Origin of the sequence: Collinsella intestinalis DSM 13280 (assembly GCF_000156175.1) — a bacterium.
Lineage (GTDB): Bacteria > Actinomycetota > Coriobacteriia > Coriobacteriales > Coriobacteriaceae > Collinsella > Collinsella intestinalis.
Genome location: NZ_GG692711.1, coordinates 282,103 through 301,494 on the forward strand (window position 1 = coordinate 282,103; position 19,392 = coordinate 301,494).

General features: G+C 62.7%; 19 protein-coding genes. 4 read left to right on the plus strand and 15 right to left on the minus strand.

All coding sequences use genetic code 11. From position 1 onward, the window contains the following. The first annotated feature begins 74 nt into the window (after positions 1 to 74). Both COLINT_RS07790 and COLINT_RS07795 read left to right on the plus strand, forming a co-directional pair. A complete protein-coding gene (locus COLINT_RS07790; protein WP_006723929.1) occupies positions 75 to 932 on the plus strand; it encodes a metallophosphoesterase family protein in 858 nt (285 codons plus the stop codon). Positions 933 to 987: 55 nt separating this feature from the next. After that, complete coding sequence (locus COLINT_RS07795; RefSeq protein ID WP_006723930.1) at positions 988 to 1,812, plus strand: hypothetical protein; 825 nt, start codon at positions 988 to 990, stop codon at positions 1,810 to 1,812. 461 nt (positions 1,813 to 2,273) lie between these two features. Here COLINT_RS07795 and COLINT_RS07800 read toward each other — a convergent pair whose 3' ends face one another. Continuing rightward, a complete protein-coding gene (locus COLINT_RS07800) occupies positions 2,274 to 6,881 on the minus strand; it encodes a 2-hydroxyacyl-CoA dehydratase (protein ID WP_006723931.1) in 4,608 nt (1,535 codons plus the stop codon). After that, positions 6,881 to 7,603 carry a TetR/AcrR family transcriptional regulator gene (locus COLINT_RS07805; protein ID WP_156780385.1) on the minus strand — a complete coding sequence of 241 codons (723 nt, stop codon included), beginning with the start codon at positions 7,601 to 7,603 and terminating at the stop codon, positions 6,881 to 6,883. The genes COLINT_RS07800 and COLINT_RS07805 overlap by 1 nt, the downstream gene beginning before the upstream one ends. A gap of 288 nt (positions 7,604 to 7,891) precedes the next feature. Here COLINT_RS07805 and COLINT_RS07810 point away from each other — a divergent pair, with 288 nt between their 5' ends. Beyond that, complete coding sequence (locus tag COLINT_RS07810) at positions 7,892 to 8,704, plus strand: 5'-methylthioadenosine/S-adenosylhomocysteine nucleosidase (protein WP_006723933.1); 813 nt, start codon at positions 7,892 to 7,894, stop codon at positions 8,702 to 8,704. Positions 8,705 to 8,788: 84 nt separating this feature from the next. Next, positions 8,789 to 9,412, plus strand: coding sequence for a ribosome biogenesis GTP-binding protein YihA/YsxC (gene yihA / locus COLINT_RS07815; protein ID WP_006723934.1), 624 nt, complete (start codon positions 8,789 to 8,791; stop codon positions 9,410 to 9,412). On the opposite strand, the gene COLINT_RS07820 is transcribed toward yihA, so the two are convergent. The 13 genes from COLINT_RS07820 to COLINT_RS07875 all read right to left on the minus strand — a co-directional run bounded on the left by COLINT_RS07820 (position 9,409) and on the right by COLINT_RS07875 (position 19,275). Continuing rightward, positions 9,409 to 10,419, minus strand: coding sequence for a YitT family protein (locus COLINT_RS07820; protein WP_006723935.1), 1,011 nt, complete (start codon positions 10,417 to 10,419; stop codon positions 9,409 to 9,411). The genes yihA and COLINT_RS07820 overlap by 4 nt on opposite strands. A gap of 204 nt (positions 10,420 to 10,623) precedes the next feature. Then, positions 10,624 to 11,490, minus strand: a complete 867-nt coding sequence (locus COLINT_RS07825; protein ID WP_006723936.1) for a MetQ/NlpA family ABC transporter substrate-binding protein — start codon at positions 11,488 to 11,490, stop codon at positions 10,624 to 10,626. Positions 11,491 to 11,615: 125 nt separating this feature from the next. After that, a complete protein-coding gene (locus COLINT_RS07830; protein WP_006723937.1) occupies positions 11,616 to 12,281 on the minus strand; it encodes a methionine ABC transporter permease in 666 nt (221 codons plus the stop codon). Continuing rightward, entirely contained in the window at positions 12,274 to 13,164 is an 891-nt protein-coding gene (locus tag COLINT_RS07835; protein ID WP_006723938.1) for a methionine ABC transporter ATP-binding protein, read from the minus strand. Before COLINT_RS07835 ends, COLINT_RS07830 begins: the two co-directional genes overlap by 8 nt. 60 nt (positions 13,165 to 13,224) lie before the next feature. Next, on the minus strand, positions 13,225 to 13,371 hold the full coding sequence (locus COLINT_RS08540) for a hypothetical protein (RefSeq protein ID WP_006723939.1): 147 nt from the start codon (positions 13,369 to 13,371) through the stop codon (positions 13,225 to 13,227). A gap of 122 nt (positions 13,372 to 13,493) precedes the next feature. Continuing rightward, on the minus strand, positions 13,494 to 13,937 hold the full coding sequence (locus COLINT_RS07840; protein WP_411402341.1) for an Asp23/Gls24 family envelope stress response protein: 444 nt from the start codon (positions 13,935 to 13,937) through the stop codon (positions 13,494 to 13,496). A 196-nt stretch (positions 13,938 to 14,133) separates the two neighbouring features. Next, positions 14,134 to 14,532 (minus strand): DUF2273 domain-containing protein, encoded by a 399-nt coding sequence (locus COLINT_RS08800; protein WP_006723941.1) that lies wholly within the window; start codon positions 14,530 to 14,532, stop codon positions 14,134 to 14,136. Next, entirely contained in the window at positions 14,533 to 15,069 is a 537-nt protein-coding gene (locus COLINT_RS07850) for an Asp23/Gls24 family envelope stress response protein (protein ID WP_006723942.1), read from the minus strand. 142 nt (positions 15,070 to 15,211) lie between these two features. Continuing rightward, positions 15,212 to 16,018: a YebC/PmpR family DNA-binding transcriptional regulator gene (locus COLINT_RS07855; RefSeq protein ID WP_006723943.1), complete on the minus strand. Its 807-nt coding sequence runs from the start codon at positions 16,016 to 16,018 to the stop codon at positions 15,212 to 15,214. Between the two features lie 172 nt (positions 16,019 to 16,190). Then, positions 16,191 to 17,021, minus strand: a complete 831-nt coding sequence (gene lgt / locus COLINT_RS07860; protein ID WP_039910733.1) for a prolipoprotein diacylglyceryl transferase — start codon at positions 17,019 to 17,021, stop codon at positions 16,191 to 16,193. A 96-nt stretch (positions 17,022 to 17,117) separates the two neighbouring features. Then, positions 17,118 to 17,399 (minus strand): NifU family protein, encoded by a 282-nt coding sequence (locus COLINT_RS07865; protein ID WP_039910734.1) that lies wholly within the window; start codon positions 17,397 to 17,399, stop codon positions 17,118 to 17,120. Positions 17,400 to 17,565: 166 nt separating this feature from the next. Next, positions 17,566 to 18,036: a 23S rRNA (pseudouridine(1915)-N(3))-methyltransferase RlmH gene (gene rlmH / locus COLINT_RS07870; protein WP_006723946.1), complete on the minus strand. Its 471-nt coding sequence runs from the start codon at positions 18,034 to 18,036 to the stop codon at positions 17,566 to 17,568. 9 nt (positions 18,037 to 18,045) lie between these two features. Next, a complete protein-coding gene (locus COLINT_RS07875) occupies positions 18,046 to 19,275 on the minus strand; it encodes an aminotransferase class I/II-fold pyridoxal phosphate-dependent enzyme (RefSeq protein ID WP_039910798.1) in 1,230 nt (409 codons plus the stop codon). Positions 19,276 to 19,392 lie beyond the last annotated feature (117 nt).

The following is a 19,392-nucleotide window of genomic DNA, read 5'->3' on the forward strand; positions in this document are numbered from 1 at the left end:
ATAACTTATTTATTAATAGGGAGAAGTGACTATAAGATTTCAATATTGTTTAACCCTCCCCGGAAGGAGAAGGCATGAGGACGATTGTCGTTGGGGACATGCACCAAAAACAACATCTGATCTTACCGATCGCGGACAGCGCCGTCCGGCTCCTCGGCGCGAGGCGGGTCGTGTTGCTCGGGGATTATTGCGATGATTACAGCCCCAACAGGGACGAAACCGATGCCGAGAAGCTGCTCAGAGGACTGGAATATCAGGTGGATTGGGTCGATCGAGCGCGCACGCGCGGCCTGCGGATCGACGTCCTGCTGGGGAACCACGACGTGCAATATCTCATCGAGCGCCAGGGACCCGGCACCAATTTGAACTGCATCGTCCCCGTCCGGCGCATGCTCGCGCAGATGAACGTGCGCATGGCGGCCGCCGTCGACGGATGGCTCGCCACGCATGCGGGACTTACCAGCCAATTCGCGGACATCGTCCTCGAAATCGATGTCGAAGCCGAGCCGTTCGACGAGCCGTCGTATACCGCCGAGTCGCTCGCCGACCAGCTCAACACCGCGTTCGACCACGCGCTGACCGAGATGTTCGAGCATGGAAACGATGAGGAACTCCTGCTGTTCAACCTCTGCGGCCCCGGCCGCGGCGGCATAAGCATCCCCGGGCCCCTATGGGCATCGACCAGCGAACTCACGGTCCTCGGGATGCCGCACCTCAACCAAATCATCGGCCATACACCCGTCTATTCCGTCCGCGAACTGGAAGAGCAAGGCTTCCGCGGCGAGCGCTTCATGGCATGCGACACATTCTCGACCGATTTCGAGTTCCGCCCGCTCGGCGATGGAAGCGTTTTGCTCATCGACGATGAAACGCACGAAATGCGCCCCGTTACACCCGAGGAAGTAGACTGCGAGTGGACGGGAATGAGCTAATGCCCGCGGATATCGAACGCACCCGCCCTGCGGATTGAAAGAGAGAAGGCAAGATATGGCCAGTGAATCAACGCTCACTACTAGGAAATTTCTAGATGGCATCTTCGAGCAGATCCGACCCCATGCAGACAACCCCGAAGAGTTTGCAAGTGAGTGGGAGAGGATAACGGGTGAGCTCGACAGTAGGGTCAAGAATTTGGAGTGCTTCATGAGTAAGCGGGATGACCTGGCACGAGAGCTCATCTTGCTGATGCGCACTCAATTTGCAAACAGCTACCTGTTTGACGATCTGTGGCTCCAATACTCCCAAGGGTGCAGCGTATTGAGCGACTATGCCGAGTTATTGAGCGACCCCGAGCTTGACAGGAACAAGGGGGGTGTCTGGGGTGGACACAAGTGCGATGGCATCCATTGGACTTGGTACGAAAAGCGCGCGATGCCGAAACCCCTGGAAGAGAAGAAACTTGATTTCCACGGCAGTATAAGTAGCGGCTGGCCATACTGCAGCTGCCTGGACCACGCCCTAAGCAACTTGATTTGCAAAGTCTGGGGCTTTTCCGGCTTTACGGACACGAATCCTGACCGCCCTAAAACCGACTGGCTTCCCTCGGCCGACTTTAGAACCGCATGGTGGAAAGACTCAAGCATGTACCTTTCCGTGCTGCTCTGCTTTGGAATCAACATCTTGAACGACCCGATACTCCTCAAAGACCTAAAAGACGAGCAGGAAATCGACATCGACATTATTCCCGAGCCAAAAGAGAAACTGCGGGCCGTATTGAACGCGAAAAGCATTCGCTCGAAGCTCTGGGCGCGCATACAAGATCAAATAGAGAAGCGTGCAAAAGAGGATGGCGTGAAGCCTCCTCAGCAACAATAGCTCAAGCAGCCCGCATGAGCGGCGAGGGTCATACAACATAAGCACACGGACACTCGGATGGGAGCTCCCACGCGCCTTCTCGGCAACATCATTTAGACGCTCCTCGGCGGCATCTTCACCGCACTCTACCGATTCGGCATCGGGCACCTGTTCTGCATCATCATCGTCGGTATTCCCCGGGATGTCAGGAGTTCAAGATGGCGAAGCTCTCGTTGCTGCCCTTTGGGGCACACGTGCTCGACTAGCTAAGAATGCGATGACGAACGCGGTCGCCCATGTGCTCAGCGGTTCCTACATTGAGGTCCGGACGCTACCCGCTGTGCGCAATGGAGGATATGAACGGTGCAATCGTTCATATCCTCCACGACAACCACGACTCAGCACCTTTCATGGAGGATGTGAAGGTCGTACCGTTCATATCCTCCACCCGTGCCGCAAGGCCGCGTCGCATGGGAGCGCAGTTACTCCTCGCCGTCGCTCTTGCTCGCGCGCTTCCAGTGCAGACCGCGGCTCAGACGGTGCGCCACGCGCTCCACTTCGGCATCGCTCGTGAGATGGTGCGGCTTCATGCGGCTTGTCACCGAGTCGCGACGGATGGTGGCGATGGGCTCCATCACAAAACCCTTGCCCGCGCGCATGTTCTCCTTGGCCACGCTGATCATGAGCTTGATACGGTTGAGCTGGTTGACCTCGCTCGCGCCCGGGTCGTAGTCAACGGCCACGATATTGCTCTCGGGATGCAGGCGGCGCAGCTCCTTGATCACGGCCTTGCCCACCACGTGGTTGGGCAGGCACGCGAAGGGCTGCGTGCAGATGATGTTCGGCGCACCATGGTCGATCAGGTCGAGCATCTCGGCAGTGAGCAGCCAGCCCTCGCCCATGTTGTTGCACAGGGAGAGAATCTGACGTGCCTTGTCCTGCATCACGGAGATGGGCTCGGGGCGCTCGAAGCGATCGCTCTTCTCGAGCATCTCGTCTACGGGCTTGCGCATCCAATCCACCAGGCCGATCGCAGCGTCCATGCTGGCGCGCGCCGCGGCTGAGCTGCCCAGCTCGTCCTTCTGCACCCGCGCGTTGCTCATGGAATACAGGAAGAAGTCGAGCAGGCCCGGCACCACGGCCTCGCAGCCCTCCGCCTCGATGACGTCCACCACGTGGTTGTTCGCCGTGGGGTGGAACTTCACCAGGATCTCGCCGACCACGCCCACGCGCGGCTTGGAGCCCTCACCCGTGAGCGGCAGCGTGTCGAACGCCGTGATGGCCTCGCGGGAGAGCTTGGTGAAGCTGCGGCGCGTGAACGTCGGCGCGAGGCGACGGGCGCGCTCCATGAAGTCCTCGAACAGCTCGTTGGCAGCCCCCTCCTCCGCCTCGTAGGGACGCGTGCGATAGAGCATCTGCATCATGAGATCGCCGAACAGCACGCTGTACACGCAGGACTTGAGCAACGGGACCGTGAGCTTAAAGCCCGGGTTGCTCTCGTCGAGCTTCACGGCGGAGAGGCTGATCACCGGGATGTCGGGGTGCCCGCTGTCGCGCAGGGCCTTGCGGATGAGCGCGATGTAGTTGGTGGCGCGGCAGCCACCGCCAGTCTGGGTGATCACCACGGCGGTCTTGGACAGATCGTAGCGTCCGCTCTCGATGGCCTCCATGATCTGACCCGTCACCAGGATGGACGGATAGCAGATGTCGTTGTTCACATAGCGCAGACCCGCCTCCACGGCACCGCGGTCGGTGGAGGGCAGAAGCTCCAGGTTGTAACCGCCGGCACGGAAGACCTCCTTGATGAGGTCGAAGTGGATGGGCGCCATCTGCGGGCACAGGATGGTGTAGCCCGCCTCGCGCATCTCCTCGGTGAAGGGCACCTTGGGAAACGCCGCGCTCGCGGCGGCGCGCTGCGGCTCGAGGGCGTATTTGTGCGTGGCGAACACCGGCGCATCAGAGCTCGGCGCGACGGGCGCGGCCTCGCCCTGCTCGTACGCCTCGCCCGTGGCAGCCGCCTCGGCGGCGCGCTCGGCCTCCTGGTCTTTCAGGGCGGCCATGAGCGAGCGGATGCGGATGCGCGCGGCGCCCAGGTTGGACACCTCGTCGATCTTGAGCACGGTGTAGATCTTACCGCTCGCCTCGAGGATCTCCTGGACCTGATCGGTAGTGAGCGCGTCCAGGCCGCAGCCGAACGAGTTGAGCTGGATGAGGTCGAGGTCGTTGCGCATGGTCACAAAACGCGCCGCGGCGTACAGGCGGCTGTGGAACATCCACTGGTCAACCACACGGATCGGACGCTCGGGCTTCACCAGATGCGCCACGGAATCCTCGGTGAGCACCGCGAACCCAAAGCTCGCGATAAGCTCGGGCAGGGCGTGGTTGATCTCGGGATCGTTGTGGTACGGGCGACCTGCCAGCACGATGCCGTGCCCGCCATTGTCCTCGATCCAGCGCATGGCCTCCTCGCCCATGGTCTGGATATCCTGATGAAAGCGCGCGTCGGCCTCGTAAGCGGCGTTCACGGCCTGATCGATCTCGGTGCGGGTGAGCTTGGGCCCGCGCACACGGCCGCGACCCGCCTCGGCGTCGGCCACGCGCTCCACGGCGAGCAGCTCGTACAGGCGGCGCTTGAGCTCTACCTTGTCATGGTAGGGCACGAACGGGTACATGAACTCGACGTGGTTCTCGGTGATGGCGTCGACGTTCAGGCCCAGGGCCGTGGGGTAGCTCATCACGATGGGGCAGTTGTAGCAGTTGCCCGCCGTGGGGTCCTCCTTGCGCTCCCAACGCACACAGGGCATCCAGATGAAATCCGGGTCCTTGGCGATGAGGTTCATCACGTGGCCGTGGGAGAGCTTGGCCGGATAGCACACGCTCTCGCTCGGCATGGACTCGATGCCGCTCTCGTAGGTTGCCTTGTTGGAGTTGTCGGAGAGCACCACCGAAAAGCCCAGCCGCGTGAAGAACGCATGCCAGAACGGATAGTTCTCGTACATGTTGAGCGCGCGCGGAATGCCCACCGTGCCGCGCGGGGCCTCGTCGGGGCTCAGGCACTCGCGGTCGAACAGCAGCTTGTTCTTGGCGGCGAACAGGTTGGGCGCCTCGGTCTTGCGCTTCTTGTGACCCGCGCCCTTCTCGCAGCGGTTGCCGGTGATGAATTTGCGCCCCTCGCCGAAGTCGTTCACCGTGAGCTGGCAGTTGTTGGAGCAGCGACCGCAGCGCACATGACGCTGAGCCACCGTGAGACCGGCGATCTCGTCGGCCGAGAGCACGGTGGAGGTACCGGTGGCGCCGGCGCGGTCGCGCGCGAGCAGGGCCGCGCCGTACGCGCCCATGCAGCCGGCGATATCGGGGCGCACGGCGTTCACGCCGATGAGCAGCTCGAACGCACGCAGCGTGGCGTCGGACATGAAGGTGCCGCCCTGGACGATCACCTGGCTGCCAATCTCCTTGGGGTCGCGCAGCTTGATGACCTTGAACAGGGCGTTTTTGATGACGGAGTAGGACAGGCCGGCGGCGATGTCACCCACCGTGGCGCCTTCCTTTTGCGCCTGCTTCACGCGGGAGTTCATGAACACGGTGCAGCGGCTGCCCAGGTCGACGGGGCCGCGGGCGGCGATCGCCTCGGCGGCGAAGGCGCGCACGTCCATGTCCATGGACACCGCGAAGCTCTCGATAAAGCTGCCGCATCCGCTGGAGCACGCCTCGTTCAGCATGATGTGCTCGATCACGCCGTCGCGCACGCGCAGGCACTTCATGTCCTGGCCGCCGATGTCGAGAATGAACTCGACACCGGGCAAAAACGCGCGGGCGCCGCGCAGGTGCGCCACGGTCTCGATCTCGCCGGAATCGGCCTTGAGTGCCTCGATGAGCAGGGCCTCGCCGTATCCAGTGGTGGTCACGTGGCCAATCGTGCACCCTGACGGGATGTGCGCGTAAAAGTCGGCCATGATCGTCTTGGCCGTGCCCAGGATGTCGCCATTGTTGTTGCCGTACCAGGTGTGGAGGAGCTGGCCGTCCTCTCCCACCATGGCCGCCTTCATTGTGGTGGAACCGGCGTCCAAGCCGATGAACACGCGGCCCGTGTAGCCCTCGAGCTCGCCGCGGGGCACGACCTCCTTGGCGTGGCGCGTGCGGAACTCGGCCAGGTCGTCGTCGGTCGCAAACAGCGGCTCGAGGCGGGCGACCTCGGCGCCCTGCGTGTCGCCCAGGCCATCGATCGCCTCGACGAGCTCGCCGAGGCGCACGAGCTTGCTCGACTCATGCGCCATGGCAGCGCCGGAGGCCACGAACAGATGCGCGTTCTCGGGCACGATGATGTGCTCGTCGTCGAGGTCGAGCGTGAGGTAGAAGCGGTGGCGCAGCTCAGAGAGGTACTGCAGCGGGCCGCCGAGGAACGCCACATGCCCGCGGATGGGGCGACCGCACGCCAGGCCCGAGATGGTCTGCGTCACCACGGCCTGGAAGATGGAGGCGGCCACGTCCTCGGGACGGGCGCCCTCGTTCAGCAGCGGCTGGACGTCGGTCTTGGCGAACACGCCGCAGCGGCTGGCGATGGGGTAGATGTTCTCGGCGCGCTTTGCGAGCTCGTTCAGCCCCGCGGCATCCGTGTGCAGCAAGGTTGCCATCTGGTCGATGAACGCACCGGTGCCGCCGGCGCACGTGCCGTTCATGCGCTGCTCGATGCCCGAGTCGAAGTAGATGATCTTGGCGTCCTCGCCGCCGAGTTCGATGGCGACGTCGGTCTGCGGAATCAGGGTCTCCACCGCGCGCTTGCTCGCGATGACCTCCTGCACAAACTCGAGGCCGAGCCACTGGGAGAGCAACAGGCCGCCCGAACCCGTGATGGCGCAGGTCATCTGCGCCTCGGGCAGCAGCGACGCCGCGCCCTCGAACAGGTCGCGCGCGCATGCACGAACATCGGTGTGATGACGCTGGTACTTGGCGTAGACGATTGCGTTCTCGTCGTTCAGGACCGCGAGCTTGACGGTGGTGGAGCCAACGTCGATGCCCAGGTGGAGCGCGCCGTGCGCGTTCTCGGGGTTCCAAACCGCGTTCTCAACGGCCTTAGTCTGCATGTCGGTCATCAGTCGTTCCTCCCTGTGGAACCTGAGGTGTTGTCGTTGAAGTCTATAGCTGGAATGTCAATATTCAGTCCCATGAGCTTGGCACCGTAGGCGGGGACCTTGACGTCGATGGGCATGCCGTACAGGTCGCCCGGACGCACGAAGGCGATCACCGTCATGATGCGCGCCATGGTCTCGGGGCTCTCCGCCAGATCGCGCTCGAACCACAGCTGGACCACGCCGACCTCGGCGGAAACAACCGAAGCGAGGTAGTAGTCGAAGAACGCACCCACGGCGGCGGGAAGGATTCCGGTCTGCATGCGGTCGGACACCTCAGAGCACGACATGTCGATGACCTTCTTGATGAAGGCCTGGTCGCCGCCGGGCCCGATGAGGGCGCCAATGAGGTCGCGGTTCTCGGAGATGTACGTGAGCAACTCGACCGAGCCGGGCGCCGGTTCGAGGCGCTCGATGTTTTTGTACAGATCGGGCAACGTCGCCTCGGCAATGGCGCGGACGCGGACGCGAATCTCATCGAACAGGCTGTTCTCGACCTGCTCGATGAAATCGGGGATGTCCTTGTAATGCGAGTAGAACGTGCGGCGCGTGAGGCCCGCACGCTCGGTGAGCGCGGCCACACTCACGCGGGCAATGTCCACGCCCGAGCTGAGCTCCGCCACAAGGGCCTCGCGCAAAGCGCGCTGCGAGCGCAGGATACGCCGATCCGACTTCAGGGGACGCATGGCCTCCATCTGTGCATCGAGTCCTTTCCATATGGGATATTTCACTCGATGTGCATTATTGCACGCAGTGTGAATCATCACGGAACGTCTATCGAATTGGGGCCATATCTGCACAGGACCCCAACGGGGGTCTCAATTGGGGACAGGTACAAATTGAGACGTTTTTCACCGGTCAAACACGCCGCCCGCAATCGAGAATGGTCTCAATTTGTACCTGTCCCCAATTGAGATCCAAGAGACTCTGTGCTGGTAGAATAGGTCGCGATTGAATTTGAAGATTGGAGACCCATGGCACCTGTCATCGCCATCATCGGAGCGCTCGAGAAGGAAGTGCGCCAGATCTACGCCGCCGTCGAGAAGGGCACCGTCGCCGACGAGGCCGGCCTGCACATCGTGGGCGGCGAATACCACGGCTTCGAGATCGTTGCCACCACGGCCGGCATGGGCACCGTCAACGCCGCGGCCGCGGCGCAGCACCTCATCAGCGCGCACGGCGCCAACGCCATCATCTTCTCCGGTATCGCCGGCGGTCTCAACCCTGCCCTGCACATCGGCGACGTCGTAATCGGCGAGCAGCTGCGCTACCTCGACACCGACACCGCCCTCATCGCCGAATCCGCGCCCGGCCTCGAGGAATTCTCCAGCAGCGATTTCCTCGTCGAGCTCGCCGAGCAGACCCTGCGCGCTCACGGCTTTGTCGATGCCGCGCTCTCCGAGGGCGATGCCGCCACCGCCCGGGCCGAGGCCGACGCCACCCTCTTCCGTCGCAACAACACCGATTCCGAGCCGCAGCGCTTCCTGCGCGGCACGATCGCCACGGGCGACCGCTTCGTGAGCGGTGCCGAGGCCAAGGCGGCCGCAATCGCCGCTACGCAGGGCGACTGTGTGGAGATGGAGGGCGCCGCCATCGCACACGTCGCGGCCAAGAACGGCATCGATTGCCTGGTCTTGCGCGCCATCTCGGACAACTGTGACGAGAGCTATGACGCCCTTTCCTCCCGCGAGTTCGATCTCGAGGAATATGCCAAGAGCGCCAGCTCCCTTGTGCTTTCCATCGTTCGCCGCCTCGCGGTCCAGCTCGGGATTGAGCCGCGCGACTAACGGCGCACCGCACATTCCCGAACGCGCCGGCCATATCCGCGCGCTCCGCAGCCCCGTCCCCGATCACGCAGAGAGGCATTTCCCATGGCAGAGGCCATCAACTACAACAAGGTCCATTTCGTCGCCAGCTACGGCAAGGCATCACAGATCCCGCCGTCGACCTGCCCCGAAGTGAGCTTCGTGGGCCGTTCCAACGTGGGCAAATCCTCGATCATGAACAAGCTGTTCAACCGCCGCGGCCTCGTGAAGGTCTCCTCCACCCCGGGCAAGACCGCCAACGTCAACTTCTTCGAGGCCGACGGCGTGCACTTCGTCGACCTGCCCGGCTATGGCTTCGCACAGCGCAGCAAGGCCGAACGCGACCGCTGGGCCCGACTCATCGGCGACTTCTTCGATTCCGAGCGCAGCTTCAACCTGGTCGTCTCCCTTGTGGACATCCGCCACGACCCGAGCAAGCTCGACCTGCAGATGATCGAGTTCCTGCGCGAGAACGGCTTCAACTTCATCGTCTGTCTCACCAAGGCCGACAAACTCTCCAAGTCGCAGCAGGGCAAGCAAGCCGCGTCGATCCGCAAGCAGATCGGCGTCCCCGCCGATCGCCTCATCGTCACGAGCAGCGAATCCGGTCTGGGCATCGACCGCCTCAAGCAGGCCATCGTCGATTTCTGCCTGGATGACGAGGACGAGAACGAGTCCGCCGTCAACTAGTTGACGCCCCTGAAGCCCTTGCCCACGATCTCGGAGCTGTCCACGATCGTGATGAAGCACCCCGGATCGACCTCGCGCGCGTATCGACGCAGCTTCACGGCCTCGCGGCGGCTCAAGACGCACATGATCACCGTCACAAGCTGACCTGAGAACGCACCGTATCCACGGCTGATAGTGGCCGTGCGGTTGAGCTCCTTGACGATGTAGGTCTCGACCTTCAAAGGCTCCTTGCAGATGATGGTACAAACCTTCCTCAAATGGATGCTCTCGATGGCCTTATCGACCACCAGCGTCTTGGCAAACAGGCCGAGCACGCAGTAGAGGCCCACGCGCGGACCGTACAGCACCGCCGCGATGCACACGATGCCGATATCCACCAGCAACAGCGCGCGCCCGATCTCGAGCGTGCTGTGGCGTCTGAGGATCATGGCGAGGATGTCGGTGCCGCCCGTCGAAGCGCCGATGTCGAACACCATGGCGCTGCCTATCGCGGGCAAGATCACGGCAAAGCACAGGTCGAGCCACATATCCCCCGTGATGGACGCCGTCGACGCCCCGGGGAACAGCATCTCGAACAGGGACACGTAACCCGAAAGCGCGAACGATGCGAACACGCTCCACAGGATCGCCTTGCGCTCCAAGAAGATGAATCCCAGCACCACCAGCACGATGTTGATGATCCACATGAAAGCGCCAACCGGCAACGTGGGGAACAGCGTCGAGAGGATGACCGACACGCCGGAGGTGCCGCCGAACGCAAAGTGGTTTGGCGTCTTGAACAACACGATGGCCAGGGCGGTAAGGATCAACCCGCCATTCAAGATGGCAAAGAAGCGCAGGAGGCCCGGGTCCTTGCTGCGACGAGCGCCAACTTGCTCGCCGCGGCGGATGTCCTCCTCGCTCACGAGGTGTTCAAGGGGCTCGACCGGTGTCGTATGTTGGGTCGCCGCCCATGAAGAGGCAGCCTCCGTCGCCGTTGGCCTTGCTTGCTCTTTCTGCTCTTCCACGCCGCGCCCCGCTTTTCGAATCGGTTCCTCGCGCCCCTGATGGTAACGCGAACGGCCCCTTATGCAAGCAGCGTTTGCGACAGTTCGGGCAACGGACGATCACAGGCGTCATCGGCATGAAAAAGGCGGCCGCCCCACGGCGACCGCCCCATATAGCCTCTTATCACCCGAGACGATACCCAGGCCCAGAATCGACAGCGAAACCTAGAACGCGGGAAGCACGTCCTCGCCGTAGTTCTCCGCGAGATAGGCCTTGAAGTCCTCAGAGGTAAGCACCTTGACGAGGGCCTTGATTCCCTTGGAATCCTCCTGGCCCTTGGCGACGCAGATGATGTTGGCGTACCTCTCAACGGCGAGCGAATCGGAGGACTCGTGCGCGAGGGCATCGGCGACGTGATAGCCTGCCTCGATGGCGTAGTTGCCGTTGATGACCGCAAAGTCGACCGAGGAAAGGGCACGCGGCAGCGCGGCGGCCTCGAGCTCCTGGAACTTGAGGTTGTGCGGATTCTCCTTGATGTCCTTGGGCGTGGACTCGAGGTTCTCGGGGTCGGAAAGGGTAATCAGGCCAAGATCCTGCAGCAGGAGCAGGGCGCGACCCTCGTTGGTGGGGTCATTCGGAATCGCGACCGTGGCACCGTCGGAGATGTTGTCGAGGTCATCGGACGCACCGGCGTACACCGCGAAGGGCTCGTAGTGAATCAAGCCGGCGGATACAAGGTCGGTGCCGTTCTTCTCGTTGTAATCCTCAAGATAGGTGATGTGCTGGAAGTAGTTGGCATCGACGGAGCCGGCGGACGTGTCCTTGTTGGGCTGGATGTAATCGGTGTACTCCTTCACCTTGAGCTCGATGCCCTGCTTGGCGAGAAGAGGCGCGGCGAAATCTGTCAGGATCTCGGCGTGCGGCGCGGGGCTGGCGGCGACGGTCAGCACGGCGGAATCGGCCGCGGCGGAGCCGGCGGGAGCGGAAGAGCCGCCGCAAGCGGTGAGACCGCCCAGGGCAACAATGCCCAGACCGGCGGCAAAAGAGGTGAGCAGGGAGCGACGAGAAACGGAAGCGTTGAAGTTCTTCATGATGGAATCCTTTCGAAGGACGTTGTTGAGAGATGAATGGTCTGGGGCCAGGCAGGGTTTCCCAGATGCCGCAGGTTGACGCAAGCGACGATTGAACGCCGAAATGCGATACCTGGGAAAGCTGGTCAGCGGTGATCGACCTTGCGGGCGATGAGATTGCACACTGACTGGATGAGCTGGACGAGCGCGATGAGCAACACGACCGTGGCAATCATGGCACCGTCCTCGTAGCGGTAATAGCCATAGCGGATGGCGATATCGCCCAGGCCGCCCGCGCCCACGGCGCCTGCGATGGCGGTGTAACCCAGCACGGCGATGAGCGTCACGGCGATGCCACGCACGATACTCGGCAGCGCCTCGGGCAGAAGCGCCGAGAACACGATACGGGGCACGGACGCGCCGCACGCCTCAGCGGCCTCCACGGCGTCGCGGCTCACCTCGGCGAGCGATTGCTCGACCATACGGGCCACGAACGGGGCGGTCGCAACCACCAAAGGCGGGATGACGCCCACCACGCCTGTGGAGGTGCCGACGAGCGCCTGAGTGGCGGGCATAAGGGCGATCAGCAGAATGATAAACGGCAGGGAACGGCCGATGTTGACCACCCAGCCCAGCACCGCGTTCAGCACGGGCACGGGGCGCAGGCCGTTCGGCGCGGTGAGGTGCAGCACGACACCGAGGACCGTGCCGATCACATAGGCGACCGCAGTGGACGCGAACACCATGACGAGCGTGTCGATGGTGCCCTGAATGAGCAACGGAGCAAACTCCGCGAGGAAATCGTTAAGCATCCCAATCCACCTTTCCGAGCAACACGCGCGTAGCCTCGGCCTGGGGATCGGCGAACACCTTCGCCACGCTCCCCTGCTCCACCACGCGACCGTGCTCGAGCACCGCGACGTTGTTGCAGATCTTCTCGACCACATCCATGGAATGGGTGATGACCACCAGCGTCACACCGGTCTCGCGGTTGATGTCGCGCAGCAGCTTGAGGATGGTGTTGGTGCTCTTGGGGTCGAGCGCGGAGGTCGCCTCGTCGCAGAGAATCACCTCGGGCTCGCAGGCCAATGCGCGGGCGATGGCCACGCGCTGCTTCTGACCGCCGGACAGCTGGCTGGGATAGCTCTGGGCCTTCTCGGCCAGGCCGACGCGATCGAGCAGCTCGAGCGCGCGGGCGCGGTTCTCGGCAGTCACCTTGCCGGAAGCGGCGAGGAACGGGAAGCACACGTTGTCCAACACGGTCTTTTGCGCGAGCAAGCCGAAGTTCTGGAAAATCATGGCCACGCGACGACGATACGCGCGCAGCTCCTCGCCGGATAGGGCGGTGACGTCGCGGCCATCAACCTCGATAGTGCCCGACGTGGGGCGCTCGAGCAGGTTAATGGTACGCACGAGCGTGGACTTGCCCGCACCGCTCATACCGATGATGCCAAAGACATCACCGTCGGCGATATCGATGTTGATATCCGAGAGGGCGTGGACCAGGCCGTCGGACTCGACGGGGGCCAGGGTTTCGGCGGCTTCGTCTGCCGCCTGGACGACAGCCGCAGCGCCGAGCGCCGGATTACCACTCACCGACGCGGCGTAGGAAACATCTGCGCCGACTTTGCGGCGCGTCTTACCAGACGCCTTGGGCGTAGCAAAAGACTTGTACACATGCTTGATGCTGATCACGAGGAAAACTCCGCTTAAAGATGGTTTTGGGATAAATGGCCATCTCCCGCCGGAGACAGCCTAATGGAGGCGCCCGGTCTCGGTCAGCACGCGGAAAACGCGCGGCATGACAAAGTGCCCGGGCGAGGGCATCTCCATGACCATCATCATGCTCGCGATATGTCCGTCAAACGTAATCATGGGGATGAGCTTAACAGGGTACCCCATATCGGGCAACCATGGAAACCGCCATGAAACAAAAACGGCCGTCTGCAAACAGGCGGCCGCATGCCCTTTGGCAACATGTTGCAAATTGTACCTGTCCCCAATTGAACAGCTTTGGCGATGTCTTACTCGTCGTCCTCGGCGTGGCGCTTCTTGCTCGCCTCGTATTCCTCGCGCGTCACCACATCCTCGATGCGCAAGTTGATGCCTGCAACCTCCAGGCCGGTCATAGCGGTCAGACGCTCGGTCACGCGCTCCTTCACGTCCTCGAAGATCGCCGGCGCATAGCAACCATACTCGATGATCACGGAGATGTTCACAATCACACGGTTGTCGTCGGTGACCTCAACGGTAACGCCCTTGGTGAGGTTCTCGGCGCCGAAGGTCTCCTGCACGAGATGCATAAGGTTGCCCTTCATGCCGAGAACATGCGGGACCTCGCGCGTGGCCATGGCGACGATCTTCTCGATAACGCCGTTGGAATAGGTGAGAGAGTCCTCAGAATCGTCCTCGAGATCCTCTTCGAACTCAGGCTCACCCTCGAACGCGGGCTCGCCGGCCTCGTTCATGTCCTGCTCCATGGGCTGCAGCTCGCGCTCGGCCTCGTCGTCAGCCTTCGAAAACGCGACCTCGATGCCGAACAGTCCCTGTTTCTTCTCGTCTGCCATGGTGTCCTCCCCTGTCGGGCTCTGCCGTCTGATTTCCTCATGCTATCGAATATGCCCACGGACGCACGGTTCATGCACAGGCGCGGGCGGCGTCATGTTATTTGTCGAACAGACGGCGGATGAAGTTCACCGCCGCGTTATCGCCGTCACGCATTTGACCGATGACCACACCGACGCCCACGAACACGGCGATGACAATGGTGTCCCACAGCCCGATGACCAAGATGAGCACCGCCAGCACGAACCCCATGATGCCGTACAGCGTGGCATGCGGATGCGCATCGGCGTGCTCCCACATCCTGCGCCCCAGCTCGCGGAAAAAGCCAAAGGTCGCCTCGTGGAACGTCTCGGGGCGGGTGGTCCCATCCGCACCGGTCGCGCTCGCCTGCGAGCCAGCCTCGGCGGAAGACGTATGCGTCTTGCTCTCGACGGGCTCGACGACATGCTCGATGACGGCTTTGGGCGCCCTCTGCGCGCCCTTTGCAGTATCATTCACTTAGCAAACCTCCCTGGTAACAGTCACGGTCTTGCTCGGCAAGAACCGAACGCGCACGGAAACACCGGGCACGCCGAGCATCTGCTCGCACGCCCGCTGCACGCGGCCCTGCATATCCTGTCCAAGGGCCGCAAGGTCCCCATCAACAAGAGCGATCGCCTCGATCTCGATATGGACCTCCGAGCGGTCACGGCCCCGCACGTGCGCCCCGACCTCCTCGATGAGCACGTCATCGCACTCGGCGGCAGTGCGAGAAATGGAAACGAGCGCGGGTAGGGCGACTTCGATCTGGACATCGCCGGCAAGTCGCAAAAATTCAGGCTCTGGTTTGTCCGCAATGGCCGCGATCAAAAGCACCGCCATCTGGATGAGCATCACGCACACGCACGCAAACGCGAGAACGTGTACCCACGGCACAGCCAGCAGGGCATCGAAGCGATCCGTATGGGGGCCGAATTGAGAGCCCGCGAACAGGCCAACCACAACCACGGCGGAGATCAGGTACAGCACCACGCCGATCTTGCGTATGCGCCTCATGGGCCCTCCTCTCTCCGATGCAACGCGCGCAGACCCTCCGCGCGCGATAACGCTTTCCCATTATAAAGCGAGCCGGGCCCACGGCGATGCGGACCCGGCTTCACAAGCACTTCTTAACCAAGCGGCGAAAACCGCGTGGATGTTACTCCTCTTCGAGGGCAGCGATGACCTCGTCGGTCATGTCCATGGTGGAGTACACGTCCTGGACGTCGTCCAGGTCCTCGAGGCGGTCGATGAGGCGCTGGACCTTCTTGGCGTCGGCGCCGGAGACGGCCGTCGGGGTGGTCGGGACCATGGTGAGCTCGGCACCCTTGACCTCGATGCCCTGAGCCTCGATGCCCTTGGACACGGCCATGAGGTCGCCCGCGGCGGTCCACACGACCCACTCGTCACCGGCGTCCTCGTAGTCGTCGCCACCGGCCTCGGCGATGACCATCATGAACTCTTCCTCATCGCCGGCAGCGCCGTTGGCCATGAGGTTCTCCTTCTTGTCGTTCGGGTCGACGATCTGCTTGGAGACCACGACCTGGCCCTTGCGCTCGAACTGGAAGGCAACGGAGCCGGTGGTGCCCAGGTTGCCGCCAGCGTGGGAGAAGGCGGAGCGGACATCGGCGGCGGTGCGGTTGCGGTTGTCGGTCAGGCACTCGACGTACACGGCAACACCGGCCGGGCCGTAGCCCTCGTACACGATGTTCTCGTACACGGCGGCGTCGGCGCCGGAACCGAAGGCCTTGTCGATGGCGGCCTTGATCTTGTCCTTGGGCATGGACTGAGCCTTGGCCTTGGCCACGGCAGCGGCGAGGGAGGCGTTGTTGTCCGGGTTGGGGTCGTTGCCAAGACGGGCCGCGACGGTGATGTTACGGCTCAGCTTGGAGAACAGGGCGGAACGCTTAGCGTCCTGCGCACCCTTGCGGTGCTTGGTAGTTGCCCATTTAGAGTGTCCGGACATATGATGCTCCTTCTATTTTCCCGCCCGCGGTGTTGGCGCGAGCCCATATAAACACACGTTCAGCATGATATACCGATTGCCGACCATGCGAAAGGTCTTTGAGTCAGCTTCACACACGGTCTCAATCGAGGATGGGGCGATTGCCCGAAAGGCAAACGAGCGACCGATTGCCCTACAGCCAATCGCGATGTTGCGGTCGTCTGGTCTTCCATGCGTACGCAAGCAGCGCCGCGCCCACCGCGATCAACGGCAGGCTCAACAGCTGCCCCATGGTGAGCCAACCGCCGGCGAGGTAGCCGAGCTGCGCGTCGGGCAGGCGAACGAACTCGATGAGGAATCGCACGATACCGTAGCCGAGCACGAAAATGCCGAGGTACGAACCCTGGGACAGCGGCTTTGCACGACGGCTCAGCACATAGAGAATCGCGAACAACACAACACCCTCGAGCAGCGCCTCGTACAGCTGGCTCGGGTGACGTGGCACGTTGCCCGCCGCACCGCCAAAGACGACTCCCCACGGCAGATCCGTGGGCTTGCCCCACAGCTCACCGTTCACGAAGTTCGCGCAGCGCCCCAGGCAAAGCGCCAGCGGTACGCCCACAAAGGAGGCATCGGCCACCGTGAGAGGAGAGATTCGCAGGTAGCGGCAGGCGATAAACCCTCCCAGCAAGCCTCCTGCAAGACCGCCGTGGAAACTCATGCCGCTGATTCCGCCGCCGTTCGTGCCGAAGAAGATCTCAAGCGGGTGCGTGAAGTAGTAGCCGTTGCTATAGAACAGCACGTATCCCAGGCGCCCACCAATCAGCAGGCCGAATACGACAGCGATGACGACGGTCATGACGTCATCGGGGGTGAATCCGATGTTCCAGCGTTTCTGAGTCCGGTACATCACGAACCCCGCTAGCAGCGCACCGACCATATAGGCCAATCCGTACCAGTAAATCGTGATGGGACCCGCCGAGAACGCGACGGGATCGAGACTGCGATACAGCTCGTTGAGCATAGTGCCCCCTTGCGGCGCACCGACGAGGCACACCTTTACACAAAGAGCCGGGCCGGCCGTGGTGTCCACGATCCGGCCCGGCTCCATCACGGATGATTAGAACGGCATGTACTCGTCGTACAGGTCGTTTGCGGCATCGGCGCCGCCGCCAACCTGCTCGACGCGCGTCACGCCGGGCACATGCTCCTTGAGGATACGCTCGACACCCATGGAAAGCGTCAGCGAGCTCATGGGGCAACCGGCGCAGGCGCCCTGCAGCTCCAGCTTGACCACGCCATCCTCGGTCACACCTATGTACTCCATATCGCCGCCGTCGGCCTGGAGGTTGGGGCGGATCTGCTCAAGCACCTCTTTGAGGAGGGTCTCGTCTACTGCCACGGAGACTCCTTTCATCTACAGCGAGCCGGCCGATGGGCGGGCCCGCGTCAATCGCACGGGTGGTGCACATGATACTACAGCGTGATACCCGCCCGCGGGGCTTCTATGCACCCCGGTTGCCCACAGAGCCGCCCACGGGCCCTCGCACCGGAAACGAGCGGCAAGTCTACTTGTGATACGGCTCGCCGCGCATGATTTTGAACGCGCGGTACACCTGCTCGAGCAGGACCACGCGAGCCAGGTTGTGCGGGAGCGTGATGCGCCCGAACGAAAGCCGCTCGTCGGCACGAGAGCGCACCTCGGGCGAAACACCGCACGAACCCCCGATGACAAACGTGATCGAGCTCTCGCCGCGCAGCATCAGGTCGTCCAGATGCGAGGCGATTTCCTCGCTTGAACGCTCCTTGCCGCCGATGTCGAGCAGCACCACATGCGAGCGTTCGGGGATGGCAGCGAGGATGCCCTTGCCCTCAAGGGCGCGGCCCGTCTCCTCCCCGCCTGACTTCGCGGGGTCCCGGTCGGCGATTTCGACCATCTTCACGGTCGCGTACGCCGAGAGACGTTTGGCGTATTCCGCGCAGGCATCGGCCCAAAAGCGCTCCTTGAGCTTGCCGACGGCGACGACGGTTATTTTCATGCACGCCCCCTAGCGCTGGCGATACGTCTCGAAGAATTCCGCCAGGTCCTCCATGGCCTCGTGGAGCACATCCATGGGCGGAAGGTAGACGATGCGGAAGTGGTCGGGTTCCGGCCAGTTGAAGCCGCCGCCGCGGGTGATGAGGATGCCCTTCTGATGCAGGAGGTCGAGGGCAAACTGCTCGTCGTCGCGGATGTTGAACTTCTTGACGTCCATCTTGGGGAAGATGTAGAACGCCGCCTTGGGCTTGACCGCAGTGATGCCGTCGATCGCGTTGAGGGCCTCGTACACGTAGTTGCGCTGCTCACACACGCGACCGCCCGGCGCCACATAGCTCTTCACGGACTGATGCCCACCGAGCGCCGTTTGGACGATGGACTGCGCCGGCACGTTCGAGCACAGACGCATGTTGGAGAGCATGTTCACGCCGAGCATGAAGTCCTCGCCCAGACGCTTGTTGCCCGACACGATCATCCAGCCGATGCGATAGCCGGCGATCATATGGCTCTTGGAGAGGCCGGAGAACGTGACGCAGAACAGGTCGGGCGCGAGGCTGGCGATGGAGACGTGCTCCGCATCGTCCATACACAGGCGGTCGTAGATCTCGTCCGCGAAGATCATGAGCTGGTGCTTGCGGGCGATCTCCACAATGCCCTCGAGCACTTCCTTGGCGTACACGGCGCCCGTGGGGTTGTTCGGGTTGATGATGACGATCGCCTTGGTGCGAGGCGTGATCTTAGCCTCCATGTCGGCGAGGTCGGGATTCCAATCGGCCTGCTCGTCGCAGCGATAATGCACGGGCGTGCCGCCGGCCAGCGTGGCGCAAGCGGTCCACAGCGGATAGTCCGGGCTGGGGATGAGAATCTCATCGCCGGTGTCGAGCAGGGCCTGCATGCACAGGTTGATGAGCTCCGAAACGCCATTGCCGGTGTAGATGCCGTCCATGCTCACGTTGGACAGGCCCTTGAGCTGGGCGTACTGCATGATCGCCTTGCGCGCGGAGAACAGTCCGCGGCTGTCGGAGTAGCCCTCGCACTCGGGCAGCTGCTCGCGCATGTCCTGGATGACCTCGAAAGGCGTGCGGAAGCCAAACGGCGCAGGGTTACCGATATTGAGCTTGAGGATGTGCGCACCCTCGGACTCGAGGCGAGCCGCCTCGTCGACCACGGGGCCGCGGACGTCGTAGAGGACGTTATCGAGCTTGGAAGACTTTTTAAAAGTGCGAGTGTTCTCAGACATGATGTTCCCTTCGGAATGCGAGCTGGAGGTCGAGCGGTCCGCGAACGTGCGGGGCTCCGGAAAGGCGGCGGCAGGCCGCGCCTCGGCTCGTCCGGGAGGATCGGACATCGCGGGGCT